We start from the raw sequence: 22,148 nt of genomic DNA, 5'->3' as shown, positions 1-22,148 counted from the left end.
GCCCACTAGTCTGGACGGCATGTCTGCGCCATTTCACTCTGCCCTGCTCGATGCGTTGAACCAGCGCGTTGTCATCGGCGACGGAGCCATGGGCACCATGTTGCAGGCCGCGGACCTCACGCTCGACGACTTCCTCGGGCTCGAAGGCTGCAACGAAATCCTCAACGACACCCGCCCTGACGTGCTGAAAGAGATCCACCGCGCGTACTTCGAGGCCGGGGCCGACGCCGTCGAGACCAACACGTTCGGGTGCAATCTCCCCAACCTCGCCGATTACGACATATCGGACCGTATCCGGGAACTGGCAGAGAAGGGAACCCGGCTGGCGCGTGAGGTCGCCGACGAGATGGGGCCGGGACGCGACGGGATGGGCCGCTTCGTCCTCGGCTCGATGGGCCCCGGAACCAAGCTGCCGACGCTCGGCCACGCGCCGTTCGCGACCCTGCGCGACGCCTACGCGGAGGCCGCGATGGGCATGATCGACGGGGGCGCCGACGCGATCCTCGTCGAGACCTGCCAGGACCTGCTGCAGGTGAAGGCCGCCATCCTGGGTAGTCAGCGGGCGATGGAGACGCTCGGGTCGCGGCTGCCGATCATCACCCACGTCACGGTCGAGACCACCGGCACGATGCTGCTCGGCAGTGAGATCGGTGCCGCGCTGACCGCGCTCGAACCGCTCGGTATCGACATGATCGGGCTCAACTGCGCGACCGGTCCCGCCGAGATGAGCGAACATCTCCGCCACCTGTCCAAGTACAGCTCCCTGCCCGTGTCGGTGATGCCCAACGCCGGACTGCCGCAGCTCGGCCCGAACGGCGCCGAGTACCCGCTCACCGCGGAGGAACTCGCCGAGGCGCTCAGCGGCTTCGTCACCGAGTTCGGTCTCGGTCTGGTCGGCGGCTGCTGCGGCACCACCCCGGAACACATCCGCCAGGTGGCCGAAGCGGTCCGCCTCGTCGAGAAGGCCGCGCGCAACCCGGTCCACGAGTCGGGGACGTCGTCGCTGTACACGGCGGTGCCGTTCGAGCAGGACGCCAGCATCCTGATGATCGGTGAGCGGACGAACTCCAACGGCTCCAAGGCATTTCGTGAGGCGATGATCGCCGAGGACTACCAGAAGTGCCTCGACATCGCGAAGGACCAGACCCGCGACGGCGCCCACATGCTCGACCTCAACGTCGACTACGTCGGACGCGACGGCGCCGCCGACATGGCCGCCCTCGCGAGCCGGTTCGCGACGTCGTCGACTCTGCCGATCATGCTCGACTCCACCGAGCCCGCGGTCCTGCAGGCCGGCCTCGAACACCTCGGCGGCCGGTGCGCCGTCAACTCCGTCAACTACGAGGACGGCGACGGACCGGACTCGCGGTTCCAGAAGATCATGCGGCTCGTCAAGGAGCACGGCGCCGCCGTCGTCGCGCTGACCATCGACGAGGAGGGGCAGGCGCGCACCGCCGAGCACAAGGTCCGCATCGCCGAGCGCCTGCTCGACGACATCACCGTGAACTGGGGCCTCGACGAGTCCGACATCATCATCGACGCGCTGACCTTCCCGATCTCCACCGGTCAGGAGGAGGTCCGACGCGACGGCATCGAGACGATCGACGCGATCCGCGAACTGAAGAAACGGCATCCGCGGGTGCACTTCACCCTCGGCGTGTCCAACATCTCGTTCGGTCTCAACCCGGCCGCCCGGCAGGTCCTGAACTCGGTGTTCCTGCACGAGTGCACCGAGGCGGGCCTCGACACGGCCATCGTGCACGCGTCGAAGATCCTGCCGATGGCGCGGATCCCCGACGAACAGCGCGAAACGGCCCTCGACCTGGTCTACGACCGCCGTCGCGAGGGCTACGACCCGCTGCAGAAGCTGATGGAGCTGTTCGAGGGCGTCTCCGCGGCGTCGGCACGCGAATCCCGCGCCCAGGAACTGGCGGCGCTGCCGCTGTTCGAGCGGCTGGAACGGCGCATCGTCGACGGTGAACGCAACGGTCTCGACGACGACCTCACCGCGGCGATGGAGGAGAAGCCGCCGCTCGCGATCATCAACGAGACCCTGCTGTCCGGCATGAAGACCGTCGGCGAACTCTTCGGGTCCGGGCAGATGCAGTTGCCGTTCGTGCTGCAGTCCGCCGAGGTGATGAAGGCGGCCGTGGCGTACCTCGAACCCCACATGGAGGCCACCGACGAGGACGGCAAGGGCCGCATCGTCATCGCCACCGTGAAGGGCGACGTCCACGACATCGGCAAGAACCTCGTCGACATCATCCTCAGCAACAACGGGTACGACGTGGTGAACCTCGGCATCAAGCAGCCGATCGCGACGATCCTCGACGCGGCGATCGAGCAGAAGGCCGACGTCATCGGCATGTCCGGTCTGCTCGTGAAGTCGACCGTGGTGATGAAGGACAACCTGCAGGAACTCAACGCCAAGGGTGTCGCGGAGAAGTTCCCCGTCCTCCTCGGCGGTGCCGCGCTGACCCGCTCGTACGTGGAGAACGACCTGGCCGAGGTGTACGAGGGCGACGTCAGCTACGCGCGCGACGCATTCGAGGGCCTGCACAAGATGGACGAGATCATGGCCGTCAAACGCGGCGGCGGACCCGACCCGGACAGCCCGGAAGCGATCGCCGCCCGGGAGAAGGCGGCCGAACGCAAGGCCCGCCACGAACGGTCCAAGCGGATCGCGGAGAAACGCAAGGCCGCCGAGACCCCGATCGAGGTGCCGGAACGGTCCGACGTGGCCACCGACATCGTCGTCCCGAGCCCGCCGTTCTGGGGCAACCGGATCGTGAAGGGTGTCTCGCTGTCCGACTACGCCGGACTGCTGGACGAGCGCGCCCTGTTCCTCGGGCAGTGGGGTCTGCGCGGGCAGCGTTCCGGCGACGGTCCCACCTACGAGGAGCTGGTGGATACGGAGGGCCGCCCACGACTGCGGTACTGGCTCGACCGGCTGAGCACCGAGGGAATCCTCGCGCACGCCGCCGTGGTGTACGGCTACTTCCCCGCCGTGTCCGAGGGTGACGACGTGGTCGTGCTCACCGACCCGGCACCGGACGCGGAGGAACGCTTCCGGTTCACGTTCCCGCGCCAGCACCGCGACCGGTTCCTCTGCGTCGCCGACTTCGTCCGGTCCCGCACCGAGGCGAAGGAGACCGGTCAGGTCGACGTGTTCCCGATGCAGCTCGTCACCATGGGCCAGCCGATCGCGGACTTCGCGAACGAGCTGTTCGCCGCCAACGCGTACCGCGACTACCTCGAGGTGCACGGCATCGGTGTGCAGCTGACGGAATCGCTGGCCGAGTACTGGCATCAGCGGGTCCGCGAGGAACTCGTGCTGCCCGGCGGTCACAACGTGGCCGAGCAGGATCCGTCGGAGGTGTCCGGGTTCTTCGACCTCGCCTACCGCGGCGCGCGCTACTCCTTCGGGTACGGCGCCTGCCCCAACCTGGAGGACCGCGCGAAGATGGTCGCTCTCCTCGAACCCGAACGGATCGGTGTGAAGTTGTCGGAGGAACTGCAGTTGCACCCCGAGCAGTCCACGGATGCGTTCGTGCTGCACCACCCCGAGGCGAAGTACTTCAATGTCTGAGGCATTCGACGGTCTCGCAGGCGTGCTGTGGGACATGGACGGAACGCTGCTCGATTCCGAGAAGATGTGGGACGTCGCGGTCCGCGAGTTGTCGCTGCACCTCGGCGGTCCGATGACCGAGGAGACACGCCTGAAGACGATCGGCGCGTCCAGCGCCAACGCTCTCGGCGTCATCTTCGACGCTCTCGGACTCGACCGGGATCCGGCGGCGCTCGCCGAGGCCAAGGAATGGATGTTCACCCGCGTCGAGGAACTGTTCGGCGACGGGATCCCGTGGCGGCCGGGCGCCCACGACGCGCTGCGGACCGCCCGGGCACACGGACTGAGGTCGGCGCTGGTGACCAACACCGAGCGCCGGCTCACCGAGCGGGCGCTCGAGACACTCGGCAGGCACCACTTCGACCACTCGGTGTGCGGCGACGAGGTGCCGGCAGGCAAACCGCACCCGGACCCGTACCTGCGGGGTGCGGAGCTGCTCGGGCTGCACCCGTCGCAGTGCCTCGCCGTCGAGGACTCGCCCACCGGTGCCGCGTCCGCGCAGGCCGCGGGCTGCGTCGTCCTCATCGTCCCGTGCGAGATCCCGGTGGCGGACGGCCCGGGGCGGGTGTTCCGCGGCAGCCTCGAAGGTCTCACCGGTGCCGATCTGGCCGAGGCCTGGGCCCAGCCGAGCGGTGTACGTCTCTAGGTAGTCTGGTTTCCCGTGGCTGTCCCGAAAATCGTGCTGTTCTACGTGTTCACTCCGCTCGCCGACCCGGAGGCGATCCGGCTCTGGCAGTACACGCTGGCCGAGGCGCACAACCTGACGGGCCGGATCCTCGTCTCCGAGCACGGCATCAACGCGACCGTCGGCGGCGACATCCGCGACGTCAAGCGGTACGTGAAGGGAACACGCAGCTACGCGCCGTTCAAGGACGCCGACATCAAGTGGTCGGACGGGCTCGGCGCCGACTTCCCGCGGCTCAGCGTGAAGGTGCGGCCGGAGATCGTGACGTTCGGTGCGCCGGGCGAGCTGAAGGTGGACGCGAACGGTGTCGTCGGCGGCGGTACCCACCTGGCGCCGGACGAGGTGCACCGCCTGGTCGAGGGGCGCGGTGACGACGTCGTCTTCTTCGACGGACGCAACGGCTTCGAGGCGGAGATCGGCCGCTTCCGGGACGCCGTCGTGCCGGACGTGTCCACCACCCGCGACTTCGTGCACGAACTCGACAGCGGCAAATACGACCATCTCAAGGACAAGGCCGTCGTCACCTACTGCACCGGGGGAGTGCGGTGCGAGGTCCTGTCCTCGCTGATGCGTTCGCGCGGGTTCGGTGAGGTCTACCAACTGGACGGCGGCATCGTCCGCTACGGCGAGGCGTTCGGTGACTCGGGTCTGTGGGAGGGGTCGCTGTACGTCTTCGACAAGCGGATGACCATCGAGTTCAGCGATGGGGCCAAGACCCTGGGACGCTGCACCCGATGCGGCGGCCCGACGTCCCGGTACGAGAATCTGCCGGAAGATCGGGGCCGCGAACTCGTGCTCGTGTGCGCCGGCTGCACCGAGAACCGGGCGGGCTGAGGTGGCCGGGGCGCCGCTGCCCGTCCGCAACGGCCTCGGTCCCGATCGCATCCGGATGCCGGCCGGGCTCGGGGCGAAGACCGTCGCCGAATTCCTGGTCGAGACGTACCCCGACGAGCGGGCGCACTGGCTGTCGCTGATCGACGGTGGGGAAGTCGTCGACGAACACGGCAGGGTGGTCGACCGCGGCACCCGCTATGCGCCGACCCGATTCGTGTACTTCTACCGCGACCCCGCACCCGAGATCCCGGTTCCGTTCGAGATCGACATCCTCCACCGCGACGACCAACTCGTGGTGATCGACAAGCCCCATTTCCTCGCGACCATTCCGCGGGGTGCGCACATCACCGAGACGGCGGTCGTGCGGTTGCGGCGGACGCTGGACCTCCCCGATCTCACCCCGGCCCACCGGCTCGACCGGATGACGGCCGGTGTGCTGGTGTTCCTGATCCGGCCGGAGGACCGCAGGGCGTATCAGGAACTGTTCGTCTCCCAGCAGGTCACCAAGGAATACGAGGCCGTCGCCGGACACGATCCCGCGCTGGAGTTTCCGCGCACCATCCGCAGCCGCATCGTCAAGGAACACGGGATCATGACGGCCACGGAGGAACCGGGAGAGCCGAACAGCGAAACCGTCGTCGACCTGATCGAGACCCGGGACGGCCGCGCCCGCTACCGGCTGTTGCCGAAGACCGGCCGGACGCACCAACTGCGGCTGCACATGTCGTCGCTGGGGCTGCCGATCGAGGGCGACAACTACTACCCGGACTTCCGCCGATCGGAGCCCGGCGACTTCTCGACCCCGTTGCGGTTGCTGGCGCGGGCCATCGAGTTCACCGATCCCCGTTCGGGCGGGGTCCGCCGCTTCGAGAGTCGCCGCACACTCGGGTGGTGACCGGTTCGGAGAGGTCCGCGGCGGCGTGAAACAATGGGTCCTCGTGAAGACCTTCGAATCCCTGTTCGCCGAGCTGACCGAGCGTGCCGCTACCCGCCCCGAGGGGTCCGGCACCGTTGCCGCCCTCGACGCCGGCGTCCATTCGCAGGGAAAGAAGATCCTCGAAGAGGCGGGTGAGGTGTGGATCGCCGCCGAGCACGAGAGCGACGAGGCGCTCGCCGAGGAGATCTCCCAACTGCTGTACTGGACGCAGGTGCTGATGGTGGGTAAGGGCCTGAAACTCGAGGACGTCTACCGACATCTGTGATCGGTGATCGAGACTCCTCCACCCGCTCCCGAAAGGAACCCTCAGCCATGCTGCGCGTCGCAGTCCCCAACAAGGGCTCGCTGTCCGAGTCCGCCGCCGAAATCCTCTCCGAGGCCGGCTACCGTCGTCGCACCGACTCCCGCGACCTGACCGTCCTCGACCCGTCCAATCAGGTCGAGTTCTTCTTCCTGCGCCCCAAGGACATCGCGATCTACGTCGGTTCCGGTGAACTCGATCTCGGCATCACCGGCCGCGACCTGGCCCGTGACTCGGGCGCCCCGGTCGCCGAGCGGCTGTCGCTCGGATTCGGCCGCTCCACGTTCCGGTACGCCGCCCCCGCCGGCAAGGACTGGAAGGTCGAGGACCTCGCCGGACTCCGGATCGCCACGTCCTACCCCAACCTGGTGCGCGACGACCTCTCCGCACGCGGGATCGAGGCCTCGGTCATCCGCCTCGACGGCGCCGTGGAGATCTCCATCCAGCTCGGGGTCGCGGACGCGATCGCCGACGTCGTCGGGTCCGGCCGCACGCTGCGCCAGCACAACCTGGTCGCATTCGGTGACACCCTGTGCGACTCCGAGGGTGTGCTCATCGAGCGGGCCGGTTCGCCTGCCGACGATTCCGCACGCAATCAGTTGGTCGAGCGGGTGCGTGGCATCGTCTTCGCGCAGCAGAATCTGATGCTCGACTACGACTGCCCGAAGACGATCCTCGACGACGCGCTGAAGATCACCCCCGGACTCGAGTCGCCGACGCTGTCGCCGCTCGCCGACGAGAACTGGGTCGCGGTCCGGGCGATGGTGCCGATCAAGGGGCACAACGGAGTGATGGACGAACTCGCGGACCTCGGTGCCAAGGCCATCCTCGCGTCGAACATCCGGTCCTGCCGCGCACTCTGATCTCGTTCCGCCGCAGGACGATCCGCGCCCGTTCCGGTCAGGAGCGGGCGCGGACCTGTACGGTCTGGGCGATCCGGCCGACCGCGCCGGTCTCGTCGTACAGCACGCCCGCGCACATTCCCACGCCGTCGGGTCCGATGGACGTCTCGGAGCCGACGCCGACCCATTCGCCCTCGGGGACCCGGAAGATGTGCACGGTGAGGTCGGTGTTGAGGAACGTCCAGTCGGCCGGGTCGAGTTTCGATCCCACACCGTTGGCGACGTCCGCGATGGAGAAGAGCCGCTCGAGCGGCGTCATGGTTTCGCCGAGGACCAGCGCGGGCCGCGGCCTCGCCCACAGCTTGCCGGGGCCCTCGCACCCCATCTCGGCGATCCACCGCCAGTCGAGGGTCGTCAGGTAGCCCGAATTCCAGCCTTCGCTGAACGTGCCCTCCCGGCCGGTGGACCGAGGTTCGAGTGGCGGGTCGACGACATGGGCGGCATCGCTCGTGTCGACGGTCTCCATGCGCCACGCCGAGCCCCGCGCCACGGCACGGGGCCGGTCGCCGACGGTCCACAGTTCGGCGACCACCAACTCCACCCGGCGGCCCGGCCGCTGCACCCAGGACCGGACCTCGAGTTCTGCGATCGGGATCGGGCCGAGGATCTCCACCACGACCCGCGTGATGCGCGCGTCGTCACGAGGGGCGCACCGTTCGAGTGCCCGCACGAGCAGCGCAGACGGGGGAGCGCCGTGCTGCATGGTCTCGGCCCACACGCTGATCGTCAGATCGGTGCTGTCGAATCGCTCGACCGTGATCTTCTGGTCCGAATCCACTTCCGGCGCACCCGGTGCTTCCGAACCGAGTGGTACGTAGTAGGACTCGGAACTCATTCGACAATCTCCTCGAAACCTGGTGCGTCTTCGGCGGGCCCCTCCGGCCATCCCGGGTAGGGAGGCGGCGTTCCTCCGAACGAGGGGCACAGGGACTTATGATCACACCAGTCGCACAGCCGGCTCGGCTTGGGTCGGAAATCGCCGGTGACACCCGCCGCCAGGATGGCCTTCCAGATCGCCGACAGCGTGCGCTCGAACCGCAGCAGTTCGTCCTCGTCGGGCGCGTAGGTGAGGACCGTGCCGGACGCGAGATACAGCAGCCGCAGCTGCGCCGGGACGATGCCACGGGTGCGCAGCAGGACCAGCGCGTAGAACTTCATCTGGAACAGCGCCTTGGACTCGGACATCTCGCGGGGTGCGCGGCCGGTCTTGTAGTCGACCACCCGCACCTCGCCGGTGGGGGCGACGTCGATGCGGTCGACGAATCCGCGGAGCAGCACCCCGTCGGCGAGTTCGGTCTCGACGCGCTGTTCGCACGATTCGGCCTCGAACCGGGTGGGGTCCTCCAGCTGGTAGTAGGCGGTGACGAGCGAACGCGCCTCGTCGAGGAACGCCTCGCGCTGGTCCTCGGGGACCAGGTCCATCAGGTCGGGTGCCTCGGCGAGGAGGCGCTCCCAGGACGGGAGGATCAGATCGACCGCCTTCTGCGGGACCCGTTCGGCGGCGGGCAGCCCGAACAGCGTCTCGAGCGCGGCGTGCACCACCGTGCCCTTCACCTGCGCGCGCGACGGTGCCTCGGGGAGCCGGTCGACGGCACGGAAGCGGTAGAGGAGAGGGCACTGCTTGAAGTCGCCGGCGCGGGATGGTGACAGGGCCGGCCGCCTGCGGGTGGCCGAAGTGTCGCCGGGCTGTGACGGGGAACCCTTTGTGACGGGGGCTGGCGACTCTGAGATGCTCACACCTGGCAGGGTAGGCCCCCGGTCCGACAGTCGTGTCGGGGCTGCGGGGCGGGCGCCGGACGGCGCCGGACGAACAGGCTGAGGAGTCGGTGACGATGGTGGGACGCGAAACGCGACCGAGTGGACCGTTTCGGGTGGGCGATCGCGTCCAGTTGACCGACGGCAAGGGTCGGCACTACACGGTCAATCTGGAGGCGGGCAAGGAGTTCCACACGCACCGCGGCGGAATCCTGCACGACGACCTGATCGGCACCGACGAGGGCAGCGTGGTCAAGTCCACCAACGGCACCCCGTACCTCGCGCTGCGTCCGCTGCTCGTCGACTACGTCCTGTCGATGCCCCGCGGGGCGCAGGTCATCTATCCGAAGGACGCCGCGCAGATCGTCCACGAGGGCGACGTCTTCCCGGGCGCCCGTGTCCTCGAGGCCGGCGCGGGCTCGGGCGCACTGACATGCTCCCTGCTGCGCGCGGTGGGGCCGGAAGGCCGGGTCATCTCGTACGAGGTGCGCGACGATCACGCCGAGCACGCCGTGCGGAACGTCGAGACGTTCTTCGGGGAACGCCCCGCGAACTGGGACCTGACCATCGCGGACGTCGCCGAGTTCGACGCCGACGCGGCGGGCGGCCCGGTCGACCGGGTGGTCCTCGACATGCTGGCCCCCTGGGACGCGCTGCCCGCGGTGTCCAAGGCGCTGGTTCCCGGCGGTGTGCTCGTCGTCTACGTCGCGACTGTGACGCAGCTCTCCAAGGTCGTCGAGGCGATGCGCGAGCAGGAGTGCTGGACCGAGCCGCGGTCCTGGGAGTCGATCGTCCGTGGCTGGCACGTCGTCGGGCTCGCGGTGCGGCCGGAACATCGGATGCAGGGCCACACCGCGTTCCTGGTCAGCGCCCGGCGTCTCGCCGAGGGGACCGTCACACCCAAGCCGCAGCGCCGGTCGGGCAAGGGCTGAGACACGCCTTCGGCGGCGCCCGGAGCGGGCGCCGCCGAAGGACGAGGTGCTAGCTGCAGCCCGCGCGTGCCATGCCGAGCAGGGTGCACGTGCTCTCGTCCGACACCTTCCACACGCCGTCGACGTTCTCCCACGTCCACGCCGTCGGAGCGGCCGTGCCGTGCGGGCTCGAGATCGCGACGTTCGCCGTCGCGGTATCGCCCTCCACCTGCACGTCCGTGACCGTGAAGGACACCGGGTAGTTGGCCATGGCGGCGGTCATCGCCTCCAGATTCGGGCGGCGTTCGTCGCCGTCGACGACCACGACGGTTTTCTCGTCGACCGGCCGGGCCGGGTCCACGAGCAGCTGGAGCGTACCGAGCAGTTCCTCCGACGTGGGGGCGGCGACGGTCGCGTCTACCTGGGACGACGTGGCCGCGGCGGTGCCGGAACTGTCGTCGGACGAGCAGGCCGACATCCCGAGCGCGACGACCGCCGCGCCCACGGCAACCACGGACCTACCGATGAAGGATCTGCCGTTCAGGGGCTTGCGGATTATCACGACGAACCCTTTCGTTACACAGAACAGAGAGGACACTGCTCGACAGGTAGGTAAGGCTAACATGAGAGTTTCGGTGGCCCAGGGTGTCATGTATGCCGATTCGCAATCGGCAGAATCCGTGTCACGGCGCAGAATTCGGGCAGTGCCGGTAGCGTTGATAGATCTCATTGGGAGGAGACGCACATGAGCTCGACAGAGAACCCCGATTCGGTTGCGGCCGCACGAGAGCTCGAGGCGTTGCGCGCGGAGGCGTCGGCACTGCGCAGGCAGCTCGCGGAGTCGCCGGAACAGCTTCGTGAGATGGAATCGCGAGTGGACTCGCTGTCCATCCGGAACACCAAGCTGATGGACACCCTCAAGGAGGCCCGTCAGCAGCTCATTGCGCTTCGAGAGGAAGTCGACCGCCTCGGCCAGCCGCCGAGCGGGTACGGCGTGCTGCTCGGAGTGCACGACGATCAGACCGTGGACGTGTTCACCTCCGGACGCAAGATGCGGTTGACCTGCTCCCCGAACGTCGATGCCGAGACCCTCAAGCTCGGTCAGACCGTGCGCCTCAACGAGGCGCTCACGATCGTGGAAGCGGGCACCTTCGAGCGCGTCGGTGAGATCAGCACGCTGCGCGAGGTCCTCGACGACGGTCAGCGGGCCCTCGTGGTCGGCCACGCCGACGAGGAACGGATCGTCTGGCTCGCCGAACCCCTCGCCACCGTGTACGCGGACAGCGAGAGGGAATCGGTCGCGTACGACGCCGAATCACCCACCCGCAAACTACGGCCGGGCGACTCCCTCCTCGTCGACACCAAGGCCGGGTACGCGTTCGAGCGGATCCCCAAGGCCGAGGTCGAGGATCTCGTCCTCGAAGAGGTTCCCGACGTCCACTACGACGACATCGGCGGCCTCGGCCGGCAGATCGAGCAGATCCGCGACGCCGTCGAGTTGCCGTTCCTCCACAAGGACCTGTTCCACGAATACGAGCTCCGCCCGCCCAAGGGCGTGCTTCTCTACGGTCCGCCCGGGTGCGGCAAGACGCTCATCGCCAAGGCGGTCGCCAACTCGCTCGCCAAGAAGATCGCGGAGGCCCGGGGGCAGGACAGCAAGGAAGCCAAGTCCTACTTCCTCAACATCAAGGGCCCCGAGCTGCTGAACAAGTTCGTCGGCGAGACCGAGCGGCACATCCGGCTGATCTTCCAGCGGGCCCGGGAGAAGGCGTCCGAGGGCACCCCCGTGATCGTGTTCTTCGACGAGATGGATTCGATCTTCCGCACCCGTGGATCGGGTGTCTCCTCCGACGTCGAGACCACCGTGGTGCCGCAGCTGCTCAGCGAGATCGACGGTGTCGAGGGACTCGAGAACGTCATCGTGATCGGCGCCTCCAACCGCGAGGACATGATCGACCCCGCGATCCTGCGTCCCGGCCGCCTCGACGTGAAGATCAAGATCGAACGCCCCGACGCGGAGTCGGCGCAGGACATCTTCTCGAAGTACCTGGTCGAGACGCTTCCGGTGCACAGCGACGACATCGCGGAGTTCGGTGGCGACCGCACGGCCTGCATCCGGGTGATGATCGAACGGGTCGTCGACCGCATGTACGCCGAGAGCGAGGAGAACCGCTTCCTCGAGGTCACGTACGCCAACGGCGACAAGGAGGTCCTGTACTTCAAGGACTTCAACTCGGGGGCGATGATCCAGAACATCGTCGACCGCGCCAAGAAGTACGCGATCAAGTCGGTGCTCGACACCGGTGCCCCGGGCCTGCGCGTCCAGCACCTGTTCGACTCCATCGTCGACGAGTTCTCGGAGAACGAGGACCTGCCGAACACCACCAACCCCGACGACTGGGCCCGGATCTCGGGCAAGAAGGGCGAGCGGATCGTCTACATCCGCACGTTGGTCACCGGTAAGAACGCGAGCGCGAGCCGCGCCATCGACACCGAGTCCAACACCGGCCAGTACCTGTAGGCCGAACGGCACGCGCTGCGCGGCGGGAACCGGGATACGGTTCCCGCCGCGTGTGCCGTCGGGTCAGCGGTCCTGCGCCACGAGGTAGTCCTCGAGGAGTGCCCTCGTGTCCGGCACGAACGGCCACCGCGGGTCGCGCAGGTGCGTCACCAATTCGTGGGGTGTCCACCACCAGCCCGACGCGATCTCGCTGGCCTGGTGGACGACGGGCCCGTCCCAGTGCGTCTCGTAGGCGTAGAGGTGGCAGCGCAGCCGCAGTCCCTGCCACTCGCCGTCCCACACCACCCTCGCGATGGGGGTGAGGCTCACCCCGGTGATGCCCAGTTCCTCCGCCAGTTCCCGGCCCGCGGCCTCCTCCGGGGTCTCGCCGGGATCGACGACCCCGCCGGCCAGGCAGTCGTGGTGTCCGGCGAACACCGTCTTCGTGTCCGACCGCCGGTGCACGTAGAGGCGCTGTTCGTCGCGGGAGCGGACGAGCACCCCGGCGCTCGCGTGCCACAGCCCCTCGGCGTAGACACGGGACCGCGCGGCGGACCCCACCGGCCGTCCGGATTTGTCGAACACCGCCACCACTTCGTCCGTGCCGGGTGGGGTGTTCGGTGCAGAATCCATGAGTCGATCCTGCCAGCACCCCGGCGAACGTCGGTACTGTCGACGTCGGGTGCTCGTTCCGGTGCCGAAGGGGTGAGAGTTCATGGCGTTGCCGCGTTCGATCGCCCGATTCAACCGGGTCGTCACCAACCGGGTGGGCCGTCACGTCGCGACAATCCTGCCCGGATTCGCCTTGGTCGAGCACCGTGGCCGCACATCCGGCAAGGCTTATCGCACGCCCGTCAACGTGTTCGTGGTGGACGGGCGCTACCGGTTCGCCCTCACGTACGGGGCGCACAGCGACTGGGTGCGAAACGTGGTGGCGGCGGGCGGATGCACCATCGTGACGCGCCGCCGGACGGTGCACCTGACGAACCCTCGAATCGGCACCGACGGCACTCACTCGTGGGCGCCGCCCGGGGTCCGGACCGTGCTCGAGGCGATCTCGGCGGACCGGTACCTGGAGTGCTCGCCGGGCTAGTCGCCGGACGCCGACGGCTCGCGCGGCAGGAGTGTGCCGTCGGGTGGCGTGGGCGATCGCATAGGCTCGGCAGCATGCAGCGGATCATCGGTGTCGAAGTCGAGTACGGAATCTCCTCACCCAGCGAGCCTTCGGCCAATCCGATCTTGACGTCCACCCAGGCGGTGCTGGCCTACGCGGCAGCCGCGGGAGTGCCGCGCGCGAAGCGCACCCGATGGGATTACGAGGTGGAATCCCCGCTGCGGGACGCCCGCGGATTCGACCTGGGCCGGCTCAGCGGCCCGGCGCCGGTGATCGACGCCGACGAGGTCGGCGCGGCCAACATGATCCTCACCAACGGCGCTCGGCTCTACGTCGACCACGCGCACCCCGAGTACTCGGCCCCGGAGGTCACCGACCCCCTGGACGCCGTCATCTGGGACAAGGCCGGCGAACGCGTGATGGAGGCGGCCGCGCGGCACGCGTCGAGCGTCCCCGGTGCCCCGCGACTGCAGTTGTACAAGAACAACGTGGACGGCAAGGGCGCGTCGTACGGCACCCACGAGAACTACCTGATGTCCCGGGCCACGCCGTTCTCCGCGGTGATCAACGGGCTGACGCCGTTCTTCGCGTCCCGTCAGGTGATCTGCGGGTCGGGCCGGGTGGGCATCGGCCAGTCCGGCGACGAGGCAGGCTTCCAGCTGTCCCAGCGGGCCGACTACATCGAGGTGGAGGTCGGGCTCGAGACCACGCTCAAGCGCGGCATCATCAACACCCGCGACGAACCGCACGCCGACGCGGACAAGTACCGGCGCCTGCACGTCATCATCGGCGACGCGAACCTCGCCGAGATGTCCACGTACCTGAAGGTCGGGACGACGGCGCTGGTCCTGGACCTCATCGAGGCCGGTGTCGATCTCACCGACCTGCAGCTGGCCCGACCGGTCACCGCCGTGCACCACATCAGCCACGACCCGACGCTGCGCGCGACGGTCGCGCTGGCCGACGGCCGGGAACTGACCGGGCTTGCGTTGCAGCGGATCTACCTGGACCGGGTCGACAAGTTCATGTCCGCCGAGGGCAACGACGACCCCCGAGTGGCCGATCTGCTGGAGAAGTGGGCGATGGTGCTCGACCTCCTCGAGCGGGACCCGATGGAATGCGCCCACCTGCTGGACTGGCCGGCGAAGCTGCGTCTGCTCGAGGGCTTCCGGAACCGGGAGGGCCTCAACTGGTCCGCGCCGCGACTGCATCTGGTCGATCTGCAGTACTCGGACGTGCGCCTCGACAAGGGTCTGTACAACCGGCTCGTCGCCCGAGGGTCGATGGAGCGCCTGGTGTCGGAGCAGGCGGTGCTCGACGCCGTCGACACCCCGCCGACCGACACCCGCGCCTACTTCCGCGGTGAATGCCTGCGCAAGTTCGGTGCCGACATCGCGGCCGCGAGCTGGGATTCGGTGATCTTCGACCTCGGTGGCGACTCCCTGGTCCGCATTCCCACGCTCGAGCCGCTGCGGGGCAGCAAGGCGCACGTGGGGGAGTTGCTGGAGTCGGTGGAGACCGCGAAAGAGCTCGTCGACGAGCTCACGAACTGATTCGTCGACCGTTTCCGGGCGCATCTGCCCGGAACTCGCCGTCGCGTCGGCACACGTGGGGCGGCGACGCTCGGTAGGGTGAAGGTCCGAGCGGATGATGTAGTCAGACTGCTTGGCAGGACAGGACGCTCGGAAGAAGAGCTCCCTTCACACAAGGAGGTCGGCGGCGATGGCGCAAGAGCAGACCAAACGAACTGGCGGCGGCGACGAGGACGAGACCCCGGGCGGTGACGGTGCCGGTGGGCAGGAACGTCGCGAAAAGCTGGCCGAGGACACCGACGACCTGCTCGACGAGATCGACGACGTGCTCGAGGAGAACGCCGAGGACTTCGTCCGGGCCTATGTCCAGAAGGGCGGCCAGTGACGGCGGATCGACCGGCATTGCGGACAGGTGACGGTGAGACGAGGCTCAGCTTCGGTTCGAATCTGAGCTCGTTCACCGAGTATCTGCGTGGTCACGCACCAGAATTGCTGCCGGAGAATCGGATCGGCCATCGTTCGCACTCGACACGGGGTGGTGACGGGATGGAGAGCGGTGATCTCGCACCGCACGGAACGACGATCGTGGCGCTCACCTACAAGGGGGGCGTCCTGCTCGCAGGCGACCGGCGCGCGACCCAGGGCAACCTGATCGCCAGCCGGGACGTCGAGAAGGTGTACGTCACCGACGAGTACTCGGCGGCCGGTATCGCCGGCACCGCGGGCATCGCCATCGAACTGGTGCGCCTGTTCGCCGTCGAACTCGAGCACTACGAGAAGATCGAGGGCGTTCCGCTGACGTTCGACGGCAAGGCCAACCGCCTGGCGTCGATGGTGCGGGGCAACCTCGGTGCGGCGATGCAGGGTCTCGCGGTCGTCCCGCTACTGGTCGGCTACGACCTCGACGCGGACGACGAGGCCCGGGCGGGCCGCATCGTCTCGTACGACGTCGTCGGCGGCCGGTACGAGGAACGCGCCGGATACCACGCGGTCGGTTCGGGATCGTTGTTCGCGAAGTCGGCGCTGAAGAAGATCTACTCGCCGGACAGCGACGAGGAGACCGCCCTGCGGGCAGCCATCGAATCGCTGTACGACGCGGCCGACGACGACTCGGCCACCGGTGGGCCCGACCTGACCCGAGGCATCTACCCGACCGCGGTCACGATCACCCAGGCCGGTGCCGTGCACGTGTCCGAGGAGACGACGTCCGAGTTGGCTCGGCGCATCGTCGCCGAGCGCACCGAACAAGGGGGGTCTGCGCGATGACCATGCCGTATTACGCCTCCGCCGAGCAGATCATGCGGGATCGCTCGGAACTGGCGCGCAAGGGAATTGCCCGGGGACGCAGCGTCGTGGTCCTCACATTCCGCGACGGCGTGCTGTTCGTCGCCGAGAATCCCTCCACCGCCCTGCACAAGGTCAGCGAACTGTACGACCGGCTCGGCTTCGCGGCCGTCGGCAAGTACAACGAGTTCGAGAACCTGCGTCGCGCCGGGATCGTCCACGCCGACATGCGCGGCTACTCCTACGACCGCCGGGACGTGACGGGCCGGTCGCTCGCCAACGCGTACGCGCAGACCCTGGGCACGATCTTCACCGAGCAGCCCAAGCCGTACGAGGTGGAGATCTGCGTCGCGGAGGTCGGGCGGGTGGGCAGCCCGAAGGCTCCCCAGCTGTATCGCATCACGTACGACGGATCCATCGTCGACGAACAGCATTTCGTGGTGATGGGTGGCACGACCGAGCCGATCGCGACCGCCATGCGCGAGTCGTACCGTGCCGACCTCGATCTCGAGGCGGCGGTCGGCATCGCGGTCAACGCGCTGCGTCAGGGCGGTGCGGGGGAGGGCGAGAAGCGGAACGTCGACGTGGCGAGCCTCGAGGTGGCCGTGCTCGATCAGTCCCGTCCTCGGCGCGCGTTCCGGCGGATCGCGGGAACCGCGCTCGAACAGCTGGTTCCCGCAGCGCCGGCGGCCGCCTCGGAGTCCGCTCCGGAGCCGAAACCGGACACCGAGACGAAGCCGGCCGACACTCAGGACTGAGGTCGGTACACGGCGATCGCTCCGGGCACCGTCCGGAATTCGAATCGCCGGGCGTCGGCCACCACTTCACCGTCGGTGGCCAGCGCCACCGGCGAGCCCTTCACCCGGACGGTGAGCCGGGGCACGAGGGATCGCACGTACACCCGGCTGTTTCCGAGTGTCCCGGTCGCGGCGGCGAACAGCAGCCGCGGCCGGGATGCCCGCCGGTCGGCTCGCACGTACCGGACGTCGAGAAGTCCGCCGGTGATGGCGGGACGCGACATCGGAACCTGATCGCCGGGGGAATACCGACCGTTCCCCACGAACAGCATCCAGACCTTCACGGGCCTGCCGTCGATGGTGACGGCGAGCGGTGTTGCGGCGGAGAGAATCCGGACCATCGCCGCACAGGCCGCGGGCCACTTCCCGTACCGGGGCTGCCACTTCTCCCGCAGCCGCACCGCGTCGGGATAACCACCCAGACTGGCGGTGTTGAGGAACGGGGCGGGTTCCTCGACATCGGTGTGGACGACGGCCTGATCGACGAGAACCGCACGTCCGGTCTCGACGGCGTTCACAGTGTCCGAGATGTCGGCGACGCCGGCGTCCCGCGCGAAGTGATTGAGGGTCCCGCCGGGGAACACCGCCAGTGGCAGAGAATGTCGCGCCGCCGCGGACGCTACCGCGACCACGGTCCCGTCTCCACCGCACACCCCGAGGGCACGCGGCTTCGTCTCGGCCACCCAGGCGTCGAGTTGCTCGGCGAAATCGTGGTCGGTGTCGAGGGCACGCACGTGCGCCTTCGGGAGTGCGATCGCGATCTCCTCGGAGGGATCCACGGTGTCCGGCCCGGACTCCTGGTTCACCAGCACGAGCAGACCCTCGCCGCCCGGCAGCGCAGGTGCATCGACCGCGCGGCCCAGTTCCGCCGGGTCCTCGGTGCGCACCGCCCACCAACGGCGGGTTCCCGAAGCGACGGCCCCGCCCAGCATCAGCCCGACGAGGACGTCCGACGGCCAGTGCACGCCGTTGTGCACCCGGGAGTACGCGACCGCGGCCGCGAGGGGGGCGAGCGCGGCGCCGGCCGCGGGCGATTCCAGGGCGACACCCGTGGTGAACGCCGCCGCCGACGCCGAATGTCCGGACGGGAAGGACGAGGACCGGGGGATCGGCACCCCGCGCAGCACGTTCGTCCACACGCGGGCGGGTGGGCGCCGCCGCGGGAACACCGGTTTGAGGATGCCGTTGGCCAGACCGCTGGCCATCGCGAGGGAGAGCAGGCCACGCACGGCACCGCGCCGGGCGCGTCCGCCGATCAGACCGAGCAGCGCCGCCACGCACCACCACAGGACCCCCTTGTCGGCGGCGTGACTGAGGAAGCGCATCGCCCGGTCGACCCCGGAGGGCCGCAGATCGGCGCTGCGGCCGAACACGATTTCGTCGGCCCGGTGGATGCGGTGCAGGTGTGGGTTCACTGTCTCAGCGTAGGCGCGGAGTGTCGCCGGACGGTTTTCCCGCTCCGCCGGGTGATCGGCGTTGTAATGTCGAGGTGTGCAGCGACGAATCATGGGAATTGAGACAGAGTTCGGTGTGACCTGCACCTTCCATGGTCACAGGCGACTGAGCCCGGACGAGGTTGCGCGCTACCTGTTCCGGCGGGTGGTGTCGTGGGGCCGGAGCTCCAACGTGTTCCTCCGGAACGGTGCCCGCCTGTACCTGGACGTCGGCTCGCACCCCGAATACGCGACGGCCGAGTGCGACAACCTCATCCAGTTGGTCAACCACGACCGGGCGGGTGAGCGTGTCCTCGAGGAGTTGCTGATCGACGCCGAGCAGCGGCTCGCCGAGGAAGGCATCGGCGGCGACATCTACCTGTTCAAGAACAACACGGACTCCGCGGGCAATTCGTACGGCTGTCACGAGAACTTCCTCGTGGCGCGGGCCGGCGAATTCTCCCGGATCTCGGACGTTCTGCTCCCGTTCCTGGTGACGCGGCAGCTGATCTGCGGCGCCGGCAAGGTGCTGCAGACGCCGAAGGCGGCCACGTTCTGCCTGTCGCAGCGCGCCGAGCACATCTGGGAGGGTGTGTCCTCGGCGACCACCCGGTCGCGGCCCATCATCAACACCCGTGACGAGCCGCACGCCGACGCGGAGAAGTACCGCCGCCTGCACGTGATCGTCGGCGACTCGAACATGTCCGAGTCCACCACGATGCTCAAGGTGGGAACGGCGGCGCTCGTGCTCGAGATGATCGAGGCCGGGGTGTCGTTCCGCGACTTCGCGCTCGACAACCCGATCCGCGCCATCCGCGAGGTCAGCCACGACGTCACCGGGCGCCGCCCCGTGCGGCTCGCAGGCGGCAGGCAGGCCAGCGCCCTCGACATCCAGCGCGAGTACCACGCCCGGGCTGTCGAACACCTGCAGAACCGCGACCCCGATCCGCAGGTCACGCAGGTGGTCGACCTGTGGGGCCGCATGCTGGACGCCGTCGAGACGCAGGACTTCGCGAAGGTCGACACGGAGATCGACTGGGTGATCAAGCGCAAGCTGTTCCAGCGCTACCAGGACCGGCACGGCTTCGAACTGGCCGACCCGAAGATCGCGCAACTCGACCTGGCGTACCACGACATCAAACGCGGTCGCGGCGTGTTCGACGTGCTGCAGCGCAAGGGCCTGGTGAAGCGGATCACCGAGGACGAGACGATCGAGGCTGCGGTGGACACTCCGCCGCAGACCACCCGGGCGAAGCTGCGCGGCGAGTTCATCACCGCCGCGCAGGAGGCCGGGCGCGACTTCACGGTCGACTGGGTGCATCTCAAGCTCAACGATCAGGCTCAGCGGACCGTGCTGTGCAAGGACCCGTTCCGGTCGGTCGACGAGCGGGTGGAGCGGCTGATTGCCTCGATGTAGCGGCGCTCGGGGAGTCCGTAACGGGCTCACCCACTAGGCTTCCGGGCGTGCCGACTTCCAAGATCGAGCGCTTGATGAACCTGGTGATCTGTTTGCTGTCCACCAGACAGTTCCTCACCGCCGAGAAGATTCGCGAGAGCGTTGCCGGGTACGCCGACTCCGCCAGCGACGAGGCGTTCAGCCGCATGTTCGAACGCGACAAGAACGAGTTGCGGGATCTCGGTGTTCCGCTCGAGACCGGGCAGGCGTCGCGTTTCTCGACCGTCGAGGGCTACCGGATCAACCGCAATGCGTACGAGCTTCCCGACATCGACCTCAGCCAGGAGGAGTCGGCGGCCGTCGCGGTGGCGGTCCAGTTGTGGGAGTCGCCGGAGTTGACGTCCGCGGCGCAGGGGGCGCTTCTCAAGCTGCGTGCGGCGGGTGTGCAGGTGGATCCGGATTCGGCGGCCACCCCGGTCACGGCGGTACCCGCGCGCACCCGCGGCTCCGAACCGGCGCTCGGCAAGCTGCTGGCGGCGGTCGACGCCGGCCGCGCCGTCCACTTCCCGCACCGCGGTGCTCTCAACGAGCCGTACACCGAACGCACCGTGGAACCGTGGGGTGTCGTCACCGCGCACGGCCGGTGGTACCTGGTCGGTCACGACGTAGACCGGGGCGCCGTCCGGACGTTCCGGCTGTCGCGGATCGGCGACGACGTGACGGAGTTCGGGCCGTCGGGCGTCGTCCACAAGCCCGCGGGCGTCGATCTCCGCGACATCGTCGACCGGGTCACCGGTTCGGGCGCGGTCACCGGCACCGCCACCGTGTGGGTGGCGGAGGGCCGAGCCCAGGAACTGCGCCGACTGGCGACCACGGCGGAGGAGAAGCGGGTGAGCGAACGCAGCGGCACCGTGCTCCGGATCCCTGTCCACTCCCGGGACTGGATCGCGCGGCTGGTCGCCGGCCACGGGGCGGACGCCCTGGTGCTCGATCCGCCGGAACTGCGACACGATGTACTGACCAAGCTGAAGGACGCCGCGGGGGAAGGGGGGACGTCGTGAGCAACAGGCTCTCGTCTCGACTGTCCCGGCTCCTCAACCTGGTGCCGTATTTCATCGCGAACCCCGGGATGAGTGCTGCCGAGGCCGCCGCCGAACTGGGCGTGACCACCACACAGCTGATGTCCGACCTCAACCAGCTGTGGGTGTGCGGACTGCCCGGCTACGGACCCGGTGACCTCATCGACCTGTCGTTCTCCGAAGAGAGCATCGAGGTGACGTTCTCGGCGGGCATCGACCGTCCGCTGCGGTTGACGTCCACCGAGGCGACCGCCCTGCTGATTGCCCTGCGTTCGCTGGTGGAGATGCCGGGAATGGTCGACCCGTCCGCGGCGCACAGTGCGATCGCGAAGATCGAGGACGCCGCGGGGACAGCGGCGGCCCGTGCGGCGGTGACGCCGGCGTCGGAGCGGGATGCGGGGGAGGACGTGGCGGAGGATCCCATCGCCGCCACGGTGCGGTCCGCACTCCATCGCCGGCGGGCTCTCCACCTGACGTACTACTCGGCGTCTCGGGACCGGGTCACCGAGCGCACCGTGGACCCGGTGCGGATCGTGCTGGTCGACAACCACAGTTATCTGCAGGCGTGGTGCCGGCAGGCCGAGGGGGTCCGGCTGTTCCGTCTCGACCGGATCGACGCCGCCGCCGCACTGGACGAGCCGTCCACCCCGCCGGCGCAGGCACTCGTGCGGGACTCCAATCTGGAGTTGTTCAGCGGCGACGCGTCCCTTCCCCAGGCACGGCTGCACATCGGCGCCGACTGCGTATGGGTGCTCGACTACTACCCGATGGATGTCGCCACGGTCGCCGCCGACGGTTCGGTCGAGGCGACCATGAGTTACGGGGCGCTGGAGTGGATGGCGCGGCTCGTGCTCGGGTTCGGTTCCGGAATCACCGTGCTCGAACCGCCCGAACTGGTCGACGAGGTGCGCCGCCGGGCCGTGGAGGCGCTGTCCGCGTACGAGGCCGTCGAGGCGTGAGCGGCAAGGGTCCGGCGGGGCTCTGCTCGCCGATCTGCGCTCCCAGCGGGCACCCAGGAAACCGGCAGGGAAACGGCAGCGCAACTAGCCGGTTTCGACCG

21 protein-coding genes are annotated in these 22,148 nt (G+C 68.6%); 16 read left to right on the top strand and 5 right to left on the bottom strand.

All coding sequences use genetic code 11. From position 1 onward, the window contains the following. Positions 1 to 19: 19 nt before the first annotated feature. The 6 genes from metH to hisG are packed head-to-tail and all read left to right on the top strand — an operon-like array spanning position 20 to position 7,248. Positions 20 to 3,589: a methionine synthase gene (gene metH / locus ACFU5V_RS25560; RefSeq protein WP_378437560.1), complete on the top strand. Its 3,570-nt coding sequence runs from the start codon at positions 20 to 22 to the stop codon at positions 3,587 to 3,589. Beyond that, complete coding sequence (locus ACFU5V_RS25555; RefSeq protein WP_378437562.1) at positions 3,582 to 4,274, top strand: HAD family hydrolase; 693 nt, start codon at positions 3,582 to 3,584, stop codon at positions 4,272 to 4,274. The genes metH and ACFU5V_RS25555 overlap by 8 nt, the downstream gene beginning before the upstream one ends. A 15-nt stretch (positions 4,275 to 4,289) precedes the next feature. Continuing rightward, positions 4,290 to 5,147: a rhodanese-related sulfurtransferase gene (locus ACFU5V_RS25550; protein ID WP_378702871.1), complete on the top strand. Its 858-nt coding sequence runs from the start codon at positions 4,290 to 4,292 to the stop codon at positions 5,145 to 5,147. Position 5,148: 1 nt separating this feature from the next. Beyond that, on the top strand, positions 5,149 to 6,042 hold the full coding sequence (locus ACFU5V_RS25545; RefSeq protein WP_378702870.1) for a pseudouridine synthase: 894 nt from the start codon (positions 5,149 to 5,151) through the stop codon (positions 6,040 to 6,042). Positions 6,043 to 6,067: 25 nt separating this feature from the next. Then, a complete protein-coding gene (locus ACFU5V_RS25540; RefSeq protein ID WP_009473527.1) occupies positions 6,068 to 6,349 on the top strand; it encodes a phosphoribosyl-ATP diphosphatase in 282 nt (93 codons plus the stop codon). Between the two features lie 47 nt (positions 6,350 to 6,396). Further along, positions 6,397 to 7,248 carry an ATP phosphoribosyltransferase gene (gene hisG / locus ACFU5V_RS25535; RefSeq protein WP_012687844.1) on the top strand — a complete coding sequence of 284 codons (852 nt, stop codon included), beginning with the start codon at positions 6,397 to 6,399 and terminating at the stop codon, positions 7,246 to 7,248. Positions 7,249 to 7,285: 37 nt separating this feature from the next. Here hisG and ACFU5V_RS25530 read toward each other — a convergent pair whose 3' ends face one another. Both ACFU5V_RS25530 and ACFU5V_RS25525 read right to left on the bottom strand, forming a co-directional pair. Beyond that, positions 7,286 to 8,122, bottom strand: coding sequence for a thioesterase family protein (locus ACFU5V_RS25530; protein WP_378702869.1), 837 nt, complete (start codon positions 8,120 to 8,122; stop codon positions 7,286 to 7,288). Next, entirely contained in the window at positions 8,119 to 9,024 is a 906-nt protein-coding gene (locus ACFU5V_RS25525; protein ID WP_378702868.1) for a RecB family exonuclease, read from the bottom strand. Before ACFU5V_RS25525 ends, ACFU5V_RS25530 begins: the two co-directional genes overlap by 4 nt. 95 nt (positions 9,025 to 9,119) lie before the next feature. Between ACFU5V_RS25525 and ACFU5V_RS25520 the strand changes: the two genes are divergently transcribed. After that, the gene (locus ACFU5V_RS25520; RefSeq protein WP_072941736.1) at positions 9,120 to 9,974 is read left to right on the top strand and encodes a tRNA (adenine-N1)-methyltransferase; all 855 of its coding nucleotides are present in this window, start codon (positions 9,120 to 9,122) and stop codon (positions 9,972 to 9,974) included. 49 nt (positions 9,975 to 10,023) lie between these two features. Here ACFU5V_RS25520 and ACFU5V_RS25515 read toward each other — a convergent pair whose 3' ends face one another. After that, the gene (locus ACFU5V_RS25515; protein WP_378702867.1) at positions 10,024 to 10,515 is read right to left on the bottom strand and encodes a hypothetical protein; all 492 of its coding nucleotides are present in this window, start codon (positions 10,513 to 10,515) and stop codon (positions 10,024 to 10,026) included. A 183-nt stretch (positions 10,516 to 10,698) separates the two neighbouring features. Between ACFU5V_RS25515 and arc the strand changes: the two genes are divergently transcribed. Next, the gene (arc, locus tag ACFU5V_RS25510) at positions 10,699 to 12,474 is read left to right on the top strand and encodes a proteasome ATPase (RefSeq protein ID WP_378440839.1); all 1,776 of its coding nucleotides are present in this window, start codon (positions 10,699 to 10,701) and stop codon (positions 12,472 to 12,474) included. Between the two features lie 63 nt (positions 12,475 to 12,537). Here arc and ACFU5V_RS25505 read toward each other — a convergent pair whose 3' ends face one another. Further along, entirely contained in the window at positions 12,538 to 13,086 is a 549-nt protein-coding gene (locus ACFU5V_RS25505) for an NUDIX domain-containing protein (RefSeq protein WP_378440837.1), read from the bottom strand. Positions 13,087 to 13,168: 82 nt separating this feature from the next. Between ACFU5V_RS25505 and ACFU5V_RS25500 the strand changes: the two genes are divergently transcribed. The 5 genes from ACFU5V_RS25500 to prcA all read left to right on the top strand — a co-directional run bounded on the left by ACFU5V_RS25500 (position 13,169) and on the right by prcA (position 17,141). After that, positions 13,169 to 13,546, top strand: a complete 378-nt coding sequence (locus ACFU5V_RS25500; RefSeq protein WP_378702866.1) for a nitroreductase family deazaflavin-dependent oxidoreductase — start codon at positions 13,169 to 13,171, stop codon at positions 13,544 to 13,546. Positions 13,547 to 13,620: 74 nt separating this feature from the next. After that, positions 13,621 to 15,120, top strand: a complete 1,500-nt coding sequence (dop, locus tag ACFU5V_RS25495) for a depupylase/deamidase Dop (protein ID WP_007299057.1) — start codon at positions 13,621 to 13,623, stop codon at positions 15,118 to 15,120. A gap of 169 nt (positions 15,121 to 15,289) precedes the next feature. Further along, on the top strand, positions 15,290 to 15,484 hold the full coding sequence (locus tag ACFU5V_RS25490; protein WP_378440831.1) for a ubiquitin-like protein Pup: 195 nt from the start codon (positions 15,290 to 15,292) through the stop codon (positions 15,482 to 15,484). Then, positions 15,481 to 16,365, top strand: coding sequence for a proteasome subunit beta (gene prcB / locus ACFU5V_RS25485; RefSeq protein ID WP_378440829.1), 885 nt, complete (start codon positions 15,481 to 15,483; stop codon positions 16,363 to 16,365). Before ACFU5V_RS25490 ends, prcB begins: the two co-directional genes overlap by 4 nt. Continuing rightward, a complete protein-coding gene (prcA, locus tag ACFU5V_RS25480; RefSeq protein WP_378440827.1) occupies positions 16,362 to 17,141 on the top strand; it encodes a proteasome subunit alpha in 780 nt (259 codons plus the stop codon). The genes prcB and prcA overlap by 4 nt, the downstream gene beginning before the upstream one ends. Here prcA and ACFU5V_RS25475 read toward each other — a convergent pair. Beyond that, positions 17,132 to 18,595, bottom strand: a complete 1,464-nt coding sequence (locus ACFU5V_RS25475; RefSeq protein ID WP_378702865.1) for a phosphatase PAP2 family protein — start codon at positions 18,593 to 18,595, stop codon at positions 17,132 to 17,134. The genes prcA and ACFU5V_RS25475 overlap by 10 nt on opposite strands. A gap of 76 nt (positions 18,596 to 18,671) precedes the next feature. Here ACFU5V_RS25475 and pafA point away from each other — a divergent pair, with 76 nt between their 5' ends. Genes pafA through ACFU5V_RS25460 form a run of 3 tightly spaced genes read left to right on the top strand, consistent with a single transcriptional unit; the run spans position 18,672 to position 22,047 of the window. Next, a complete protein-coding gene (gene pafA / locus ACFU5V_RS25470) occupies positions 18,672 to 20,030 on the top strand; it encodes a Pup--protein ligase (RefSeq protein WP_012687833.1) in 1,359 nt (452 codons plus the stop codon). Between the two features lie 47 nt (positions 20,031 to 20,077). Continuing rightward, positions 20,078 to 21,070: a helix-turn-helix transcriptional regulator gene (locus ACFU5V_RS25465; protein ID WP_378702864.1), complete on the top strand. Its 993-nt coding sequence runs from the start codon at positions 20,078 to 20,080 to the stop codon at positions 21,068 to 21,070. Next, positions 21,067 to 22,047: a helix-turn-helix transcriptional regulator gene (locus ACFU5V_RS25460; protein ID WP_378434896.1), complete on the top strand. Its 981-nt coding sequence runs from the start codon at positions 21,067 to 21,069 to the stop codon at positions 22,045 to 22,047. Before ACFU5V_RS25465 ends, ACFU5V_RS25460 begins: the two co-directional genes overlap by 4 nt. Positions 22,048 to 22,148 lie beyond the last annotated feature (101 nt).

Source organism: Rhodococcus sp. NPDC057529 (assembly GCF_042802055.1).
Classification (GTDB): Bacteria; Actinomycetota; Actinomycetes; order Mycobacteriales; family Mycobacteriaceae; genus Rhodococcus_F.
Note: the sequence above shows the minus strand (reverse complement) of the source record. Positions and strands in the feature narration are given on the sequence as shown.

Bases quoted from the DNA above. Each gene is read 5' to 3' on its own strand.
- metH (WP_378437560.1), top strand. From the start codon at position 20: ATGTCTGCGCCATTTCACTCTGCCCTGCTCGATGCGTTGAACCAGCGC.
- ACFU5V_RS25555 (WP_378437562.1), top strand. From the start codon at position 3,582: ATGTCTGAGGCATTCGACGGTCTCGCAGGCGTGCTGTGGGACATGGAC.
- hisG (WP_012687844.1), top strand. From the start codon at position 6,397: ATGCTGCGCGTCGCAGTCCCCAACAAGGGCTCGCTGTCCGAGTCCGCC.
- ACFU5V_RS25530 (WP_378702869.1), bottom strand. From the start codon at position 8,122: ATGAGTTCCGAGTCCTACTACGTACCACTCGGTTCGGAAGCACCGGGT.
- ACFU5V_RS25520 (WP_072941736.1), top strand. From the start codon at position 9,120: ATGGTGGGACGCGAAACGCGACCGAGTGGACCGTTTCGGGTGGGCGAT.
- arc (WP_378440839.1), top strand. From the start codon at position 10,699: ATGAGCTCGACAGAGAACCCCGATTCGGTTGCGGCCGCACGAGAGCTC.
- ACFU5V_RS25505 (WP_378440837.1), bottom strand. From the start codon at position 13,086: ATGGATTCTGCACCGAACACCCCACCCGGCACGGACGAAGTGGTGGCG.
- ACFU5V_RS25500 (WP_378702866.1), top strand. From the start codon at position 13,169: ATGGCGTTGCCGCGTTCGATCGCCCGATTCAACCGGGTCGTCACCAAC.
- dop (WP_007299057.1), top strand. From the start codon at position 13,621: ATGCAGCGGATCATCGGTGTCGAAGTCGAGTACGGAATCTCCTCACCC.
- ACFU5V_RS25490 (WP_378440831.1), top strand. From the start codon at position 15,290: ATGGCGCAAGAGCAGACCAAACGAACTGGCGGCGGCGACGAGGACGAG.
- prcA (WP_378440827.1), top strand. From the start codon at position 16,362: ATGACCATGCCGTATTACGCCTCCGCCGAGCAGATCATGCGGGATCGC.